This is a genomic window from Caballeronia sp. LjRoot34 (assembly GCF_964253815.1).
In the GTDB taxonomy this organism is placed as follows: domain Bacteria; phylum Pseudomonadota; class Gammaproteobacteria; order Burkholderiales; family Burkholderiaceae; genus Caballeronia.
This window is the reverse complement of sequence record NZ_CAXUSB020000001.1, coordinates 1,410,569-1,426,561: the sequence shown is the minus strand read 5'-3', so window position 1 is coordinate 1,426,561 and position 15,993 is coordinate 1,410,569. Positions and strand designations below refer to the sequence as shown.

Genomic DNA, 15,993 nt, shown 5'->3' with positions numbered 1-15,993 from the left:
AAACGCCTTTCCCGTCGAGTTAACAACCCTCTTTTTCTAACCCTTTGATTGTTAACGAGCCTTCATGCAATCGCCCTGGGCTTAATAAGCTGCAGTTGCTTTAAGCGGATAGAGGGCGCATGGCTGTCGGCCATGTGCCCTTTTTGCATTTTTAGAGAGTCAGCCAGCGGCAGTTGCCGACCATCCGTTGATAAAGCAGAAACGCGTATCCATCAAGTCACCGGCAACTGAAACGCTCATTCTGTCTGCCGTTGGCGAAGGCGATTTTCCGGTGCTGTAATAGCAGGTGATTAAAGCAACGAACCTCGGGCAGCGCGTTTCGAGCGTTTCGAATAGGTTGAGCACGCCCGGATTGAGATTCACTCTCTTCACCGATAAACAATCACCGGAATCTTCGTGTGGGTCAGCACCCGTTGAGTCTCGCTGCCGATCAACAAACTCCCCAATCCCCTCCTCCCGTGCGACGCCATGAAAATCACATCGCAACCATCCCGCTCTGCAATATCGATAATGCCGATATAAGGCGCGGACTCAACGCTCGTGACGGAACTGCAGGAAACGCCCACGGCGGCAGCGGCCTTTTCGACAGCGCCAAGATGTTCCCGAGCCTCGCGCTCGCCGCGCTCATGAAAATCACTGGGCGGCTCGACGGCGACATCGGCGAAAGGTGAATACGGATACAGCGGCAAACACGCATAGGCCGTAATCCGCGCACCCACCGACTGGGCAAGATCGATCGCCCCATCAATAGCTTTCTGCGAGAGGACCGATCCATCCGTCGGAACCAGAATGTGCTTGAACATGGTCGACTCCTTGGGCAGTGGCCACCGTGCACTTTCATTGTAGTAACTGGATCGGGGCAAGCGGCCCGCAATTCAGCCCCAATATCCTGGCGCACCGAACGTATGTTTCAGCAAATCGAGAAACAGACGCACTCGTAGCGGCAAATGCCGGCGCTGCGGAAACACGGCGTGAATCCCGATAGGCGGCGCGGCGAAAGCATCGAGCACACTGATAAGCCGCCCTTGGGCGATGTCATCGCCGACTTCCCACCATGAGCGCCACGCCAGCCCATATCCTGCTAGGCACCACTCGTGCAGCACCGCGCCGTCCGAGCATTCCATGGTGCCGGACACGCGCATCTGAACGACCTTGCCGTCTTTCTGAAACACCCAGCCGCGCTGCTGATTCGAGCTCGCCCCAAGCGGCAGGCAGTTGTGCTGCGCGAGCGCGTCGAGATCGGCGGGCGCGCCGCGCTCGCGCAAATAGTCCGGTGACGCCACGCAAACCCGGCGGTTCTCGCCCAGCTTCAACGAAACCAGCGACGAATCCGGCAACTCGCCAAGCCGCACGGCGCAATCGAAACCTTCGTTGACCAGATCGACCATGCGATCCGTCAGGTCGAACGTGATCGATACATCCGGATGCATCGAGGTAAAAACGGGGACGAGCGCGGCAACGTGACGCCTCCCGAAACCCGCTGGCGCCGACACCCGCAGATGCCCGCTCGCCTTCACCCCACCCGCCGACACGCTCGCCTCCGCACTCTGCATGTCATGAATCACCCGCTGGCAATCCTCCAGAAATGCCGATCCTTCAAAGGTGAGCGTCAGCCGGCGCGTGGTGCGCACGAGCAGCTTCACGCCGACCCGCTCTTCCAGCGCGTCCAGCCGCCGGCCGATCACGGCCGGAGCGACGCCTTCGGCCAGTGCCGCAGCGGACAGGCTTCCCTTCGCGACAACCGCCACGAACGTTTCTATTTGCTTGAATCGGTCCATGCGCGTGCGTTTGTTCGTTTATTCAAATGACAGGGCGCCCAGATTAGGCGTGAAAAAGTCAAAGATCAAGTGATCTGGATGCATCTTCCGGTCGTTCCAACGCACTAATAGAATGGTCGGAGACCTACTTACGGAGCGCCGGCCATGTCACCGACATCGATTTCGCCTCCTCGTGCCGTCATCTTCGATGCCTACGGCACGCTGTTCGACGTGCACTCGGTCGTGGCCGCCGCCGAGCAGTTATTCCCCGCCCACGGCGACGCGCTTTCGCAGTTGTGGCGCCAAAAGCAGATCGAATACACGCAGCTACGCACGCTCTCGGACCCCGCCGGCACCCGATACGAGCCGTTCTGGGCGATCACGCTCGACGCGCTGCGCTACGCCGCCACGCGCCTGAAGCTCGACCATGCCCTCACTCCGGCTGCGGAAAAGCGCCTGATGGACGAATACGCCTGCCTCGCGGCGTTTCCGGACACTGTCAACGCACTGAAAACGCTGCGCAAACGCCCGGATTTGAAACTCGCGATCTTGTCGAACGGCAATCCGCAAATGCTCGACATCGCGGTGAAAAGCGCCGGCATGTCGGGTCTCTTCGATCACGTCCTCTCAGTTGACGCCGTGCGGGCCTATAAACCCGCCCACGCCGCGTACGCGCTCGGAACGCAATCGATCGGCGTGGCGGCCTCGGAGATCGTGTTTGTATCGTCGAATGGCTGGGACGTGACGGGCGCAACGTGGTTCGGCTACACCACTTTCTGGCTCAACCGCATGGCGATGCCTGCCGAACAACTCGGCGTCCTGCCACGCGGCACCGGACGCGATATGACCGATCTGCTTGCTTTCATCGATGCAGGCTGCCCCCGGCATCAGCACGCAACGCCATTCGATCTTTCAAAGCGTATGCCCCGCAGTCCCACCCACTAACCGATTCATCGATTCAACTAGTACGCAAAACCGTCTGACCGACCAAGGAGATGTAGAACATGGCGAACACGCTGACCCACGTGCCGCAGGGCATGACCATCACGGCCGACATCAAACCCGGCTACGAGACCATCCTGACGCCCGAGGCGCTTGAATTAGTGGCAACTCTTCATCGCGCATTTGAGCCGCGTCGTCAGGCGTTGCTCAAGGCGCGGAGTGAACGCACGAAGCGACTCGACGCAGGCGAACGCCCGGATTTTCTCAGCGAAACGCAATCCATCCGCGATGCCGACTGGACCATCGCACCCTTGCCGAAGGCGCTCGAATGCCGCCGCGTGGAGATCACCGGGCCAGTCGAACGCAAGATGATCATCAACGCGCTGAACTCCGGCGCGGATTCGTACATGACGGACTTCGAGGATTCGAACACGCCGAACTGGGACAACCAGTTGACCGGCCATATCAACCTGAAGGAAGCGGTACGCGGCACGATTTCGCTGGAACAGAACGGCAAGTCATACAAGCTCAACGATAAAACCGCGACGCTGATCGTGCGTCCGCGCGGCTGGCATCTCGATGAAAAACACGTGACCGTGGATGGTCAGCGTGTATCGGGCGGCATCTTCGATTTCGCGCTGTTCCTGTTCCACAACGCGAAGGAGCAACTGGCTCGCGGCGCGGGTCCGTACTTCTATCTGCCGAAGCTGGAAAGCCATCTCGAAGCGCGCCTGTGGAACGAGATCTTCGTGGCCGCGCAGGAGATTGTGGGGGTGCCGCGTGGCTCGATTCGGGCGACGGTTCTTATCGAAACCATCCTGGCCGCGTTCGAAATGGATGAGATCCTGTACGAGTTGCGCGAGCATTCGTCGGGGCTGAACGCCGGCCGCTGGGACTACATTTTCTCCGCGATCAAGAAGTTCAAGAACGACGCCAATTTCTGCCTCGCCGATCGCGCCAAGATCACGATGACCGTGCCGTTCATGCGCGCCTATGCGCTGCAATTGTTGAAGACGTGTCACCGGCGTAACGCGCCGGCTATTGGCGGCATGAGCGCGTTGATTCCGATCAAGAACGACCCGCAAGCCAACGACACAGCCATGGGCGGCGTGCGCTCGGACAAGGCGCGCGATGCCAGCGACGGCTACGACGGCGGATGGGTTGCGCATCCGGGCCTCGTGCCGATCGCGATGGAAGAGTTCGTGAAGGTGCTCGGCGACAAACCGAACCAGATCGCGAAGCAACGCGAGGACGTACAGGTCACGGCAGCCGATCTACTCGATTTTCGCCCTGAAGATCCCATCACCGAAGGCGGCGTGCGCGGCAATATCAACGTGGGCATCCACTATCTTGGATCGTGGCTCGCGGGCAATGGCTGCGTGCCGATCCACAACCTGATGGAAGACGCCGCGACCGCGGAAATTTCGCGCTCGCAAGTGTGGCAGTGGATTCGCTCACCGAAAGGCAAGCTCGACGATGGCCGCAAAGTGACCGCCGACATGGTCCGCACCTTCACGCAGGAAGAGTTGGTGAAAGTGAGGGCGGTCGTTGCCGGCGACACCGCGCCGTACGACCGGGCAGCGACTATTTTCGAAGCGATGTCGACATCGGATACGTTCGCGGAGTTTTTGACGTTACCGCTTTACGAAGAGATTTAAGACTTAACGCTCGTCATCTGTAAAACAAAGCCGCTCTGGAAATTCAGGGCGGCTTTTTTTACCGGCGTTGCTTATTCAATGCCGTGCTCTTCGATACTCAACCCAATCGCCGTTATCGATACGCGGCAAACCCTCCACCGCTTCCTCGCCGACCGGATAAACCAGGCAATCGATAACCTGCGCGCGCCCGTCTACGTGAACTGTCACGTGCAATCGCTCGCTGCGGTACAAGCCGATAACACCCGGCACGATCTCTTCGATTTCATCGAGCACGGGCACGAGCGTTTCATCGATTCGATAGATATCGCCATGCACCGGCCCCGCCGCGGAATCGAGCACTAGTCCGGGATACGCGCCGAAGTCGTACAGTCGGCCATTGATATGGCCCGAGCCAATTAGCACTGGCGCGGCGATCCCGTTACGCTCTGCCGCGAGGCGAATGTCATTGTTCTCGCCCGCTCGCAGCGTCCCGTAGACGAATACGTGTTGCATGCGTTCATTCCTTCCATGAAGATTCAGCGCGCATTATGCCAAGCGCATAGAACAGTCGTTAAGTCGTGATTCAAAGCCGATCCCGCCCGATGCATTTAATATCACGGAGGAGGAGCGATTAAAAACCATGTTCACGTCCATCGATCAACCGCTGCAACCGGAAGAAGTCGAGCATCTCGACATTCCCGCCGAGTCGTCGCCTACGCTCGCGCATCCCATTCGCGTGCGCTCGCGGCCCGTGCCGGCCGGCGTCCGGATTGCGCGGCACACGCACGCGTGGGCACAGGTCGCGTGCACGACACGAGGCGTGCTGCGAATCGCGGCGGAAGGGTCAACGTGGATGGTGCCGCCGTCGCGCGCAATCTGGGTCCCGCCGAACGTGACGCATGAAGTGGTGATCGTGGAAGACGCGTTCCTGCGGACTTTGTACATAGACGCGAGCGTGGTGCCCCCGGGGCTGGATGCGTGCCGCGTGGTGGAAGTGTCGCCGCTGCTTCGCGAGGTGGCGGTTGCGCTGGATGACCGTACGATTTCAAGCGAGCGTGAACGGCTGCTCGGCACACTTGCACTCGATGAAATCACGCGCTCGCGGCCGCTGCCCCTCTCCATCCCGATGCCTACCGACAAACGCCTGCTGGCATTATGCGAAGCCGTCCTCGCCGACCCTGCTTCCGCCGATTCGCTAGAGCATTGGGCAGCATTCGCCGGTGCAAGCACCCGCACGATCGCGCGCTTGTTCCGACGTGAACTCGGTGTGAGCTTTTCGCAATGGCGTCAGCAGGCCGTGCTGGCGCGCGCGATTCCGTTACTGAGCCAGGGCCGACCGCTGTCACAAGTCGCGTTGCTGCTCGGCTATCAAAGTCAGAGCGCCTTTTCCGCGATGTTCAGACGTGCGTTCGGAGAAAGTCCACGAGCCTTTTTTGTCCGCGACGGCGAGCCGCGAAACGATACTCAGAACGGCGTTGTCGAGCGAGCGCTGAAACGCTAAACGCCGCGCACCATATGCCGGATCGCGCCGAATTGCGCGAGCCGCGAACCCGCGGTTTTATAACCCATGCGGATATAAAGCCGGGCGGCGGGGTTATCGACGAATACGCGCAACTGAGTCTCCGTTAGTCCACGTGCACGTGCCCATCGGTGCGCGGTATCGAGGAGAAAGGTTCCCGCGCCCGTCCGGCGCCATCCTTCCACCACTTGTACGTCGCGGATGTGCAGCGACTGATCTTCTTCCGTCACGCGCATCACGCCAATAGCCTGACCGTCGCACTCGAGCACGAAGTTTTCCGACTCGCGCCAGCTACCCAGGAAAAGATCGCTGCGCCACACGAGATTGTGGCGGCGGTAGTAGCCGTTCATGTTGTTGCGCGTGAGCGCCTCGGCGAACGAAAAATCGTCCATCGACGCCAGGCGCAACTGAAACGGCGAGAGAGCTTCGGTGGGATCGAGCATTGCGCGATGAAAGCACTGAATCAAGTCATCAACACTAAGTCAGCCGGCGCGCGCTGGCAATGGAGAGTTTTACGAGCGTGCAAGTTCGATGTCATGCACGCCACACGTTCAACCAGATGCAACGCGATCGTGGTACGAAGAATAGCGGAATGAACCGAAAGGCGAATCGGGAAGGAGGAGGAAGGAAAGGACGAAAAACCGCGGGCACAAAAAACGTGGACGAAAAAAATCCAGCTTGAGCTGGATTTTTCTTTTACAACTTGTTGGCGGAGCGGACGGGACTCGAACCCGCGACCCCCGGCGTGACAGGCCGGTATTCTAACCAACTGAACTACCGCTCCACTTCTTTCCATCAGTTCGTGAGGTTGGTTGACTCATCAAACTTGCAGCGCTTCTCGCAGCCGCCGATGTTTTGGCGTCCCCAAGGGGATTCGAACCCCTGTACTCACCGTGAAAGGGTGATGTCCTAGGCCTCTAGACGATGGGGACATAAACTTTTCAGTTAATGTCTTTTACTCTTTTCGCTTACGTCCTGACTGGCTTCTGATTAACTTCGATTAACACTTTCTTAATCGTTTAAACCTTATTAATCAGTTTCGCGCAGTTTCTTCTTAGTCAGCGGCGAAGAACGACATTATAAACAGCTTTGTGATTCTTGTGAAGCTTTTTTTCCGATGCTCTGGCGCTTTAAAAAGCTTCATTTCTGTTCTGTGGTGGAGGTAAGCGGGATCGAACCGCTGACCTCTTGCATGCCATGCAAGCGCTCTCCCAGCTGAGCTATACCCCCCTTGCAGAACAGAAACGAGATTCTAAAGGGCACTTTTGAAGTTGTAAATACCTTTTAGCCCAGCATCTGAAAATAGTTCGTCCTTAGGGTGCAAACTTGGGGCGCAAACCGGACACCGTTCGCGTCGATGCCATGCGCCCGTCATGTACCTGCGGCGCGCCCCATGTTCAGGCAATGCCCTTGTCGAGCCGGGTCAGCACGGTCTCACGGCCGAACAGCATCAGCACCGCGTCAATGGACGGTGTGTGCGTGGTACCCGCGACCAGCAGGCGCACCGGCATGGCGAGATGCGGCATCTTGAGCTTATGGCTCGTCAGCGTGGCCTTGAACGCCGCCGAGATGGCTTCCTTGCTCCACTCCACTTCGCTCAACGCCTGCCGCAAGTCAGCGAGCGCGGGACGCACGGTTTCGGTGACATGCTGCGCGAGCGCAGCGGGGTCGATCACGGGCTCCTGATAAAACATGGCGGCGTTATCGGCGATCTCCTTTACCGACGATGCGCGATCCTTCAGCAAACCGATCACGAGCTCCAGCGGCGGCCCTTGCTCGATCATGGCGGCGTCGATACCCAGTTCGGCCAGGAACGGCTTCACGAGCGTTTCCAGCCGCGCGTTGTCGGCTTCCTTGATGTAGTGCGCGTTCAGCCAGTTCAAACGATCCGGATCGTATTGCGCCGGCGACTTGCCCAGATGGTCCAGGTCGAACCATTCGACAAACTGCTCACGCGAGAAAATCTCCGCATCTCCATGCGACCAGCCAAGCCGGGCCAGATAGTTCAGAACCGCTTCCGGCAGATAACCTGCGTCGCGATAACCCATTACGCTCATCGCGCCATGGCGCTTGCTCATCTTCTCGCCCTGCTCGTTGAGCACGGTCGGCAAGTGGGCGTACACCGGCACTTCGCCGCCCAGCGCGCGCAGGATGTTGATCTGGCGCGGCGTGTTGTTCACGTGGTCGTCGCCGCGGATCACGTGGGTGATCTTCATGTCGAGATCGTCCACGACCACGCAGAAGTTATAAGTTGGCGTGCCGTCCGGACGCGCGATCACGAGGTCGTCGAGCTCGTCGTTCGAAATTTCGATCGTGCCCTTCACCGCGTCGTCCCAACTCACTACGCCGCCCAGCGGATTACGAAAGCGAATGACCGGCGAGACGCCTTCCGGAATAGGCGGCAGCACCTTGCCCTCCTCCGGGCGCCACGTGCCGTCGTAACGCGGTTTTTCATTGGCCTCGCGCTGACGTTCACGCAATGCGTCGAGTTCTTCCGTCGACATGTAGCAGTGGTAAGCCAGGCCCTGGTCGAGCATCTGCTTAAGCACTTCGCGATAGCGGTCCATGCGCTGCATCTGGTAGATCGGACCTTCGTCGTAGTCGAGGCCGAGCCATTCCATGCCTTCAAGGATGGCGTCGACGGACGCGTCGGTCGAGCGCTCCAGGTCAGTGTCCTCGATGCGCAACACGAAAACGCCCTTCATCTTGCGCGCGAATGCCCACGGATAAAGCGCGGAGCGAATGTTGCCGAGATGGATGAAGCCTGTGGGGCTGGGAGCGAAACGGGTACGGACTTGGGTCATGTGCGGTGTGCTCGATAGCTCAAATGCGTTTGCCGGCACGGAAGGAGCCAGGCAAGCGATATATCGGGGACCGGCTTCGGCACGTCTTCTGGACGAACCTGGCGAGCGGTCGAAACGAGTGTCAATTATACCCGCCGGCGCTTTTGGCCCGCTTTCGGGGGTCATCATGTTTTATCATATGCGCCGTCACCGGATGGCTTGACCAGGCAGCTATCCAAGCTGCCCGCGCCGCCTCCACGCTCCACGCTCGTCCCCGCTGCATCGCAGGAGAACCCTTGAAAACATTGCCGCCCCCGCTTTCGTCGCTGCCTCAGTTGTCGCGACGCGCGTTCTCTCTTGGCTGCGCATCCGCCGTGCTCACGGCGTGCACCACGACGACCAGATCCACCACAGCAGTCACCCCGCCCGCGTCGCCAGTGCCGGCCGCCAGCACGCCCCAGCGGCCCGTGCGGATCGGCCTTGCACTGGGCGGCGGCGCGGCCCGGGGGTTTGCTCACATCGGTGTAATCAAGGCGCTCGAAGCGCGCAACCTGAAGGTGGACCTGCTGAGCGGCACAAGCGCGGGCTCGGTGATCGCGGCGTTATCGGCGTCGGGAATGAACGGCATTGCCATCAACAAGCTCGCGCTGACCATGGATGAAGCGTCGATCAGCGACTGGGCGATGCCATTCCGCACGCGCGGTTTCCTGCAGGGCGTCGCGTTGCAGAACTATCTGAACAAGACGCTCGACAACCGGCCGATCGAAAAGATGGCGAAACCGCTCGGCATTGTCGCGACGGACCTGAAGACCGGCCAGCCAATCCTGTTCCAGCGGGGGAACACCGGCATTGCCGTGCGCGCGTCGTGCAGCGTGCCGTCCATCTTCGAGCCAGTGAAGATCGGCGGTCATGAGTATGTGGATGGCGGCCTGGTGAGCCCGGTGCCGGCGGCGTTCGCGCGCAAGATGGGCGCGGATTTTGTGATCGCGGTGGATATTTCGGCGCGCCCTGAGACGGGGTTGACGCAAAGCTCCTTCGACGTCCTGATGCAGACCTTCACGATCATGGGCCAGACCATCAAGGCGTACGAACTCGATAAATACGCCGACTTCGTCATCCGCCCGAACCTTGCCGCCATGAGCGGCAGCGACTTCGGCCAGCGCAACGCAGCGATCCTGGCCGGCGAGGAAGCGGTCGCAAAGATCTGGCCGGAACTGCAGCGGCAAATGGCGGCGAAAGGCGCTACCGTTTGAATCAACGGTAGCGCCTTTCGCCCTTGTAAAACCAGGCGGCTTAGCGCAACGACTTGACGCGTGCCGCCGATACATCCCCCGGCTGGCCGCCCCAACCTGAGCGCAGGTAGTTGGCGAGGTTCGCGAGTTCATCGTCGGTGAGCGTGGCGGCGAATCCCGGCATTGCCTGCATGCTTTCCGTTCCGGCGAACTCGGCGGCAGCCACGCCATCGAGCATCGCAACGATCAGGTTATGTGAATCGGCCTGACGCAACGTCGAACTCCCTTGCATCGATACCGCGACGTGAGGCTTGCCCTGCCCCTCGAGCCCATGACACCCCGCACATACGGCGACATAGCTCGCCCGGCCGGCTGCCACTTGCGCGGCATCGGCGGAACCCGGTTGAACCGGCGTGGGTGGAAGCGGTGCGTCGCCGAGCAGATAGGTCGACAGCGCGCGCAGATCACCCGGGCTCAAGTGCTGGCTGCTCAGCATCACGACCGGATGCATCTCGCCGAACGCCGAGCCCTGGCGGCTGATTCCCGTTGCGAAGAATGTCTGCAAATCGGCGCCGGTCCAGCCACGCGCGGCGAGCCCCGCGGGCGTGATATCCGGCGGCACGACACGACCGAGCATCGATCCTTGCAAGGTCTTCGCACCGTTCATCTCCCCAAACACGCCACGCGGCGTGTGGCATTCGGCGCAGTGACCCAGCGCATTGGCGAGATATCGTCCGCGGATCCAGTCAGCCGAACTTCCCGCCGATGCATCCGGCAACTTGTCCTTGAGGAACAGGATGTTCCAGAACATCACCGCAAACCGCACGTTGAACGGGAACATCAACTCGGGATCCCGGTTCGGCACGGCGGCCGGCTTTTGCGCCATCAGATATGCATAGATGGCGTCGCTGTCGGCGCGGGACATCGTCCGGTAAGACGTGTAAGGCATTGCCGGATAGAGATGCTTGTCAGGCGCCACACCGTCGTGCAAGGTCTTGTAGAACTGCTCAGCACTCCACTTGCCGATGCCATTTACAGGGTCCGGCGTAATGTTCGTGCCATAAAAGGTGCCGAAGGGCGACCCGAGCTTCACGCCGCCGGCAAACGGCGCACTGCCGGGGATCGTGTGACAGGCGGCGCAATCGGCCGCTTTCGCAAGATAATTGCCGCGCGCGATCTGCTCGGCGGCCGTTTCATGCGTGGGGGCTGCAGTTTCATCGGAACGGTCGCTGCATGCGGACAGCGCCGCGACGCATAGCGCAACCGACAGCGCAACCGCGCCGAGGCGAAAGGAAATTGCCCGGTTCATGCGGAATCCTTAACAAGTCCAGGCGTATTCAGCACGACGTCCTTGACCGCTTCGTAGTAACGCACGTAGCCGGTGCAGCGGCAGATGTGGTCGTCGAGTGCTTTCGTGATCTCCTGTTCCACCGACTCCCTGGCAATCGGCTCGCGTTTTAGCCGCTCGATCAGCACCGTCGCCGCATTGACGAAACCCGGCGTGCAGTAGCCGCACTGGAAGCTGAAGTGTTCGAGGAATTTCTGCTGCACCGGCGAGAGTTCAACCACCTCGCCTTGCTCGTTGCGTCTGGCGTGGCCCTCAATGGTCCGCACCTTTTTGCCGTCGAAGAAATGCGCGCCCGTGATGCACGAGCGCACTTCTTCGCTCGATCCGTCCGGCTTGTCGAGAATCACCACGCACGCATGGCAGACGCCCTGCCCGCAGCCAAGCCGCGAGCCGGTCAAGCCCACGTACTCATGCAGGAAATCGATCATCATGAGCCCATCAGGGGTCTGGATCGGCCCCACGGCAGCACCGTTGATCGTCAGCGAAATGGGCTTCATCTGGATCAAAGGCTGGTGCAAGGGCTGAGGCATGAGCGGTGTCGGAGTTGGGTTGGCAGCGGTCATGCGAGCGCCTCCTGAATGTTTTGCGGTTTCACCGGCAAATCGTTGAATCGATGCCCGATAGCGTGCGCGATACCGTTGACGATGGCGCCGACGACCGGAATCATCACCACCTCCGCAATGCCCTTCGGCGGATCGGTCTCGGACAGCGGCGGCAGCACTTCGCCGGTCTGGGCCCAGACAGCGACATCGCTTGCGCGCGGCACGTGATAGCGATTGAAGTTCCAGGTACCGTTGCCGGGACCCTCTTCGTAGAGCGGCAGATACTCATGCAGCGCATGTCCAATACCCATCGCCAGTCCGCCTTGCAACTGACCTGAGACGAGTTGCGGCGAAAGCATGTTGCCGCACTCCATGATCGAGTGATGCGAGAGCAGGCTGACACGGCCGCTCCCTTCGTTCACCGTGAGTTCGACTAGCGTTCCGACCGCGCTGTAGTAGGTAACCGCCGCATTGTTACGACTGACCGGCGCAATGAACACACGCTTGCGATCAAGGGCGCGATAAACGGGCTGGACCGGCGCAGCGTGGGTCTTGCTGGCATCGGTCTTGCCCGCGCCGTGAAGCAGCGACAGGCCGTCGATAGGCAGACGCTCGGTCACGCCATCAATGTTGAATTCCGCCTCGCTCCATTGCCATCGATTGAACACATGCACGATCGCGCCCGTGACGAGCCCGAGGTCATGCGCTTTTTTCGCGACCTGTTCGAGCGACAGTGGCTCAAGACCTGCCGCCGTCAGCTTGCCGTCCACCCAGCGCGCATCTTCACGACGCACGGTGAGCGGTGCAGCCTGACCACCGCCTATGCCACTGCTCCATAGCGCCATCGCCGCCGGCCACAAACCGTGCGTGAAGACCACGCGTCCCGCTTCGTAGGTGCTATGCGTGAAATAGAAAGCTGAATTCGTCGCACTCGATGGCGATATCAAGCTCGGCGACCAGCGCGGATTAGCCGACAGCTTGTCCTGCTCGCCCTGCGACATCAGGTATGGGTCGCCACTGGTCATGACCGGCAACTCGGGCCAGTCGACAATCGCCATGCGCACTTCGGCGGCCGGCTTGCCGAGCCACTTCGCGCACGCGATTGCTTGCGATGTAGACACGCCCGTGCCAATTTCCGCGGCCGTATGATGCAACGTGATCTTGCCGTCGGCCGCGATTTCAACCTTCGCGAACGACGCCTCCGCACCCGTGCCAAAGTCTTTCTGCACGCACGCGAAGCCGACACCGTAGCGGTTGCCAGGATGCGCCAGTTCATACTCCGCTTTCTTCTGCACGCGACCGGTCCAGAGCGGGTGAACCTTGGCCTTCTGCAGGACTTCATCGACACGAATCGCGCCGGCGGGAATCGCGCCCTGGGTATTTTTCATGCCCGAGCGCAGCGCGTTCTTCAGCCGTAAGTCGATAGCATCGACTCCAAGCTGCGTCGCAATTTCATCGATCAGCATCTCGGTCGCGGCCATGGTCTGCAGCGTGCCGTAGCCGCGTGCGGAGCCGGCGTCGATCGCGCGCGAAGCGATCGCCACGCCGGTCAGGTCGCTCTTCGGGAAGTAGTAGATCGACTGCGCGGCGGATGCGCCCACCATGGCCACCGATGGCGAAAAGTTGCAGCGCCCGCCGCCGTCGACTTCGAGCTCGGCCTTGAACGATTGCAGGAGGTTCGTTTTCTTATCGATCGCAATTCGATAACGCATCTTCGACGCATGGCGTTTTATCGATGTCTGGAATTGCTCATAGCGGTCAAATGCAAGGCGTACCGGACGGCCGTCGCCATACATGGCCGCCACCAGTCCATAGAACGGGACCGTGAAGTGGTCCTTCGACCCGTAGCCGACCGTATAGACCGGATGCACGAACAGGTTCTTCACCGGGAAGCGGCACTTCGCCGCCATGCCGGCAGCGCTTTCGGCAACCTCGTTCGGCCCCTGCGTCGGGACAACCATGTGCAGCGATTGCGTTGCCGCGTCGTACCAGCAGTTCGTGTTGTCGGCTTCGAGCGCGGCGGTATCGATGGATTGCGTACTGTAGTTGCGCTCCAGCACAAGCCAGTCCGCGGGCGGATGGTCGAGTTCGCCCTGCATGTTTTGCGCATGGAACATGCCCTGCTCATCCAGCTTGCCGTCCTGCCGCCCCGCCGCCCACACAGGCTCGTGCTTGCGCATCGCGCTTGGGAACAGCATGCTGTCCTTCAAGCTCGAGAACGTGTCGTCGTCATAGGCCGTCGGACCGCCAACGCGCACAAAGCGGAACGTGCCCCACGGATCGCGTTCAAGCGGCCCGGTCTTCTCGCCGTAGCGGATGATTTCATCGCGGAACTGGAGCTTGTCTTTGGCGAACCGGAAGCGTGCGAAATCGTGATAGATCAGCATGGCAACGGCCTGGCCCAGATAAGCTGGCGTCTTGCCGGGCGGCAGCAGCATGTCGTCGCCATAAAAAGCGGGAAATGCGAGACCGTCACGGACAAGCTCAGCAGCCGTGACAATCCGGTCCGGCTGAAGGTCGTCGCCAAGCAAGCTCAGGTCGAAACCCTCATACGTCCGGTCGGCCTGCGTCGTGCGCAGCATGAACGCGTGCGATTGCTGGTTCGGCCAGTGCGGCATGTCGGCCGCACGCACGTCGCGCGCAAATACCTTTGCCCCCGTGACCTTCGCGATCCCGTCGATACGAAACTTCGCGCGGCCGCTCGCTGTATCCCACTGAATCGGCGTCAGGATTTTTTCTTCAAATAACGCAGCGAATGCGCGACTGCCGAGCGGCGCAATAATGACGGTCAGTCCCGCAATTGCACTCGCCTTCAAAAAACCACGACGCGATCGGTCGAGTTCTCTCATGGTCCTCTCCTTGAATGATCGGCTGAGAGCTTCAAGCCACGCTGCTTCGGGTTTCGGTTTTTATTTTGCATTCCGAAATTATTACCTTGTTCGTATAACCGCTTGATCCGGTGCGTGATGACGAAAGACGACGATGAGATATCGGAGTATCCCCGATCGTAATCGCACTTCAGGTTCTTCAACGTACAAGGATTTGCACCAGCCTGTTTCAATGTTTGGCTGGCTTTTTCAGGCTTTGCCTTGAGCAGGGTTCTTGTCGCTGTGGAGCGCCCGGCACTACCCCGGGAAGGTTGGCGATTGTAAGTGCCAAGCTTGCCTGCAGGCAGCGTTCGGCATGTAAAGTTTTGTGCTTGGCAGGGATTGGCGAGGCGAGCGGAAATCCGTTGTGACGTGTGGCGTCAATGTCACTCGGAAGCATCCGAATGTACTCGGGTTTAGACCGGATCCTGGCGAAATACGCGGTGGGTTGCCTGAATCTGAAGTGGCAGTCCGGCGACGTGGCGAAGGTCAACCATCAGCAACACACACAATCCCTGCGGGAACGACAAAAGCCCGCCCTTTTTTTGAAAGGCAGGCTTTTGTACACCGTACCGGTTACCAGCAACCGGTCAGATGAGAGACGACGACTTAGTTGCCGTTGTTACCAATCGTGGCGCTGACACGCTGACGTAGATCGACGCCGTCAATCGGGAAGGTCGCTTCAACACGCCGAGCGCCCGTGTAGCGCTTTTCCCAATAGCTGTTGTCCATGTCGTCCACACGGATCGTGCTGCCCGTGGACGGCGAGTGAACAAACTTGTTGTCGCCGATATAAATCCCGACGTGCGAGAACGAGCGGCGCATTGTGTTGAAAAACACGAGGTCACCCGGCTTCAGCTCGCTCACGCGAACTTTTTCGCCAACCCGGCTCATCTCTTCCGCACGCCGCGGCAAGGTCATGCCCAACGTGTCCTGAAACACGTAGCGCACGAAACCGCTGCAATCGAGACCGGAATCCGGGGTATTTCCGCCCCAGCGATAGCGCACGCCGATCATATTGAGCGCGCCGACGACTACATCGCCCGCCTTGCTCGCCATGCCGGAAAGAAAAGAACGCGTGCCGCTGGATGGATTGCTTGTCACATTACCCGAGACATTGCCAGAGTCAGCAACGGGATAAATGTCGTTAGCTGCCTTGGCCGACGCGGAGATGCCATTGCTGGCGTTTTGGCTTGAATTGTTGACTTCGTCGGCGAACGCACCGGAAGTTGCTGTCATCATCAGGCCGATCAACATGCTGGCTGCTGCACGCGCGCATGTTTGAGTCAAAGTTAATTGCTGCATCGGTCGGTAGTTTTGGGTGAAAAAGTCTGAAAAATCAGTGTCATGCGGAAAAGTTGGCTTG

Annotated in this window: 14 protein-coding genes and 3 tRNA genes; 4 read left to right on the top strand and 13 right to left on the bottom strand. The window is 59.9% G+C overall.

Annotated features, from left to right (window positions below; all coding sequences use genetic code 11):
* Nucleotides 1-159: 159 nt before the first annotated feature.
* The 3 genes from ACSQ36_RS06290 to ACSQ36_RS06280 form a co-directional block, all read right to left on the bottom strand.
* Nucleotides 160-363, bottom strand: coding sequence for a hypothetical protein (locus ACSQ36_RS06290; RefSeq protein ID WP_436181252.1), 204 nt, complete (start codon nucleotides 361-363; stop codon nucleotides 160-162).
* A 5-nt stretch (nucleotides 364-368) separates the two neighbouring features.
* Complete coding sequence (locus ACSQ36_RS06285) at nucleotides 369-803, bottom strand: universal stress protein (RefSeq protein ID WP_436181251.1); 435 nt, start codon at nucleotides 801-803, stop codon at nucleotides 369-371.
* A gap of 72 nt (nucleotides 804-875) precedes the next feature.
* Nucleotides 876-1,778 carry a LysR family transcriptional regulator gene (locus ACSQ36_RS06280; protein ID WP_436181250.1) on the bottom strand — a complete coding sequence of 301 codons (903 nt, stop codon included), beginning with the start codon at nucleotides 1,776-1,778 and terminating at the stop codon, nucleotides 876-878.
* Between the two features lie 144 nt (nucleotides 1,779-1,922).
* Here ACSQ36_RS06280 and ACSQ36_RS06275 point away from each other — a divergent pair, with 144 nt between their 5' ends.
* Nucleotides 1,923-2,702 carry a haloacid dehalogenase type II gene (locus ACSQ36_RS06275; protein WP_436181249.1) on the top strand — a complete coding sequence of 260 codons (780 nt, stop codon included), beginning with the start codon at nucleotides 1,923-1,925 and terminating at the stop codon, nucleotides 2,700-2,702.
* A 59-nt stretch (nucleotides 2,703-2,761) separates the two neighbouring features.
* On the top strand, nucleotides 2,762-4,357 hold the full coding sequence (aceB, locus tag ACSQ36_RS06270; RefSeq protein ID WP_436181248.1) for a malate synthase A: 1,596 nt from the start codon (nucleotides 2,762-2,764) through the stop codon (nucleotides 4,355-4,357).
* Nucleotides 4,358-4,432: 75 nt separating this feature from the next.
* On the opposite strand, the gene ACSQ36_RS06265 is transcribed toward aceB, so the two are convergent.
* Complete coding sequence (locus ACSQ36_RS06265; protein WP_436181247.1) at nucleotides 4,433-4,849, bottom strand: gamma-glutamylcyclotransferase family protein; 417 nt, start codon at nucleotides 4,847-4,849, stop codon at nucleotides 4,433-4,435.
* Between the two features lie 127 nt (nucleotides 4,850-4,976).
* On the opposite strand from ACSQ36_RS06265, the gene ACSQ36_RS06260 reads away from it, so the two are divergent.
* Nucleotides 4,977-5,837 (top strand): AraC family transcriptional regulator, encoded by an 861-nt coding sequence (locus tag ACSQ36_RS06260; protein ID WP_436181246.1) that lies wholly within the window; start codon nucleotides 4,977-4,979, stop codon nucleotides 5,835-5,837.
* On the opposite strand, the gene ACSQ36_RS06255 is transcribed toward ACSQ36_RS06260, so the two are convergent.
* The 5 genes from ACSQ36_RS06255 to gltX all read right to left on the bottom strand — a co-directional run bounded on the left by ACSQ36_RS06255 (nucleotide 5,834) and on the right by gltX (nucleotide 8,659).
* The gene (locus ACSQ36_RS06255) at nucleotides 5,834-6,298 is read right to left on the bottom strand and encodes a GNAT family N-acetyltransferase (RefSeq protein WP_213763174.1); all 465 of its coding nucleotides are present in this window, start codon (nucleotides 6,296-6,298) and stop codon (nucleotides 5,834-5,836) included. The genes ACSQ36_RS06260 and ACSQ36_RS06255 overlap by 4 nt on opposite strands.
* 264 nt (nucleotides 6,299-6,562) lie before the next feature.
* A tRNA-Asp gene (locus ACSQ36_RS06250) sits at nucleotides 6,563-6,639 on the bottom strand.
* Nucleotides 6,640-6,711: 72 nt separating this feature from the next.
* A tRNA-Glu gene (locus ACSQ36_RS06245) sits at nucleotides 6,712-6,787 on the bottom strand.
* Nucleotides 6,788-7,009: 222 nt separating this feature from the next.
* Nucleotides 7,010-7,085, bottom strand: a tRNA-Ala gene (locus ACSQ36_RS06240).
* 167 nt (nucleotides 7,086-7,252) lie between these two features.
* Entirely contained in the window at nucleotides 7,253-8,659 is a 1,407-nt protein-coding gene (gene gltX, locus ACSQ36_RS06235; RefSeq protein WP_213763176.1) for a glutamate--tRNA ligase, read from the bottom strand.
* A gap of 260 nt (nucleotides 8,660-8,919) precedes the next feature.
* Here gltX and ACSQ36_RS06230 point away from each other — a divergent pair, with 260 nt between their 5' ends.
* On the top strand, nucleotides 8,920-9,891 hold the full coding sequence (locus tag ACSQ36_RS06230) for a patatin-like phospholipase family protein (RefSeq protein WP_436183106.1): 972 nt from the start codon (nucleotides 8,920-8,922) through the stop codon (nucleotides 9,889-9,891).
* 40 nt (nucleotides 9,892-9,931) lie between these two features.
* Here the strand turns inward: ACSQ36_RS06230 and ACSQ36_RS06225 are convergent, their stop codons facing one another.
* The 4 genes from ACSQ36_RS06225 to ACSQ36_RS06210 form a co-directional block, all read right to left on the bottom strand.
* A complete protein-coding gene (locus ACSQ36_RS06225) occupies nucleotides 9,932-11,179 on the bottom strand; it encodes a c-type cytochrome (RefSeq protein WP_436181245.1) in 1,248 nt (415 codons plus the stop codon).
* Nucleotides 11,176-11,781 carry a (2Fe-2S)-binding protein gene (locus tag ACSQ36_RS06220; RefSeq protein WP_436181244.1) on the bottom strand — a complete coding sequence of 202 codons (606 nt, stop codon included), beginning with the start codon at nucleotides 11,779-11,781 and terminating at the stop codon, nucleotides 11,176-11,178. Before ACSQ36_RS06220 ends, ACSQ36_RS06225 begins: the two co-directional genes overlap by 4 nt.
* Nucleotides 11,778-14,609, bottom strand: a complete 2,832-nt coding sequence (locus tag ACSQ36_RS06215; RefSeq protein WP_436181243.1) for a xanthine dehydrogenase family protein molybdopterin-binding subunit — start codon at nucleotides 14,607-14,609, stop codon at nucleotides 11,778-11,780. The genes ACSQ36_RS06220 and ACSQ36_RS06215 overlap by 4 nt, the downstream gene beginning before the upstream one ends.
* A 627-nt stretch (nucleotides 14,610-15,236) precedes the next feature.
* Nucleotides 15,237-15,932 (bottom strand): C40 family peptidase, encoded by a 696-nt coding sequence (locus tag ACSQ36_RS06210; protein WP_436181242.1) that lies wholly within the window; start codon nucleotides 15,930-15,932, stop codon nucleotides 15,237-15,239.
* Nucleotides 15,933-15,993 lie beyond the last annotated feature (61 nt).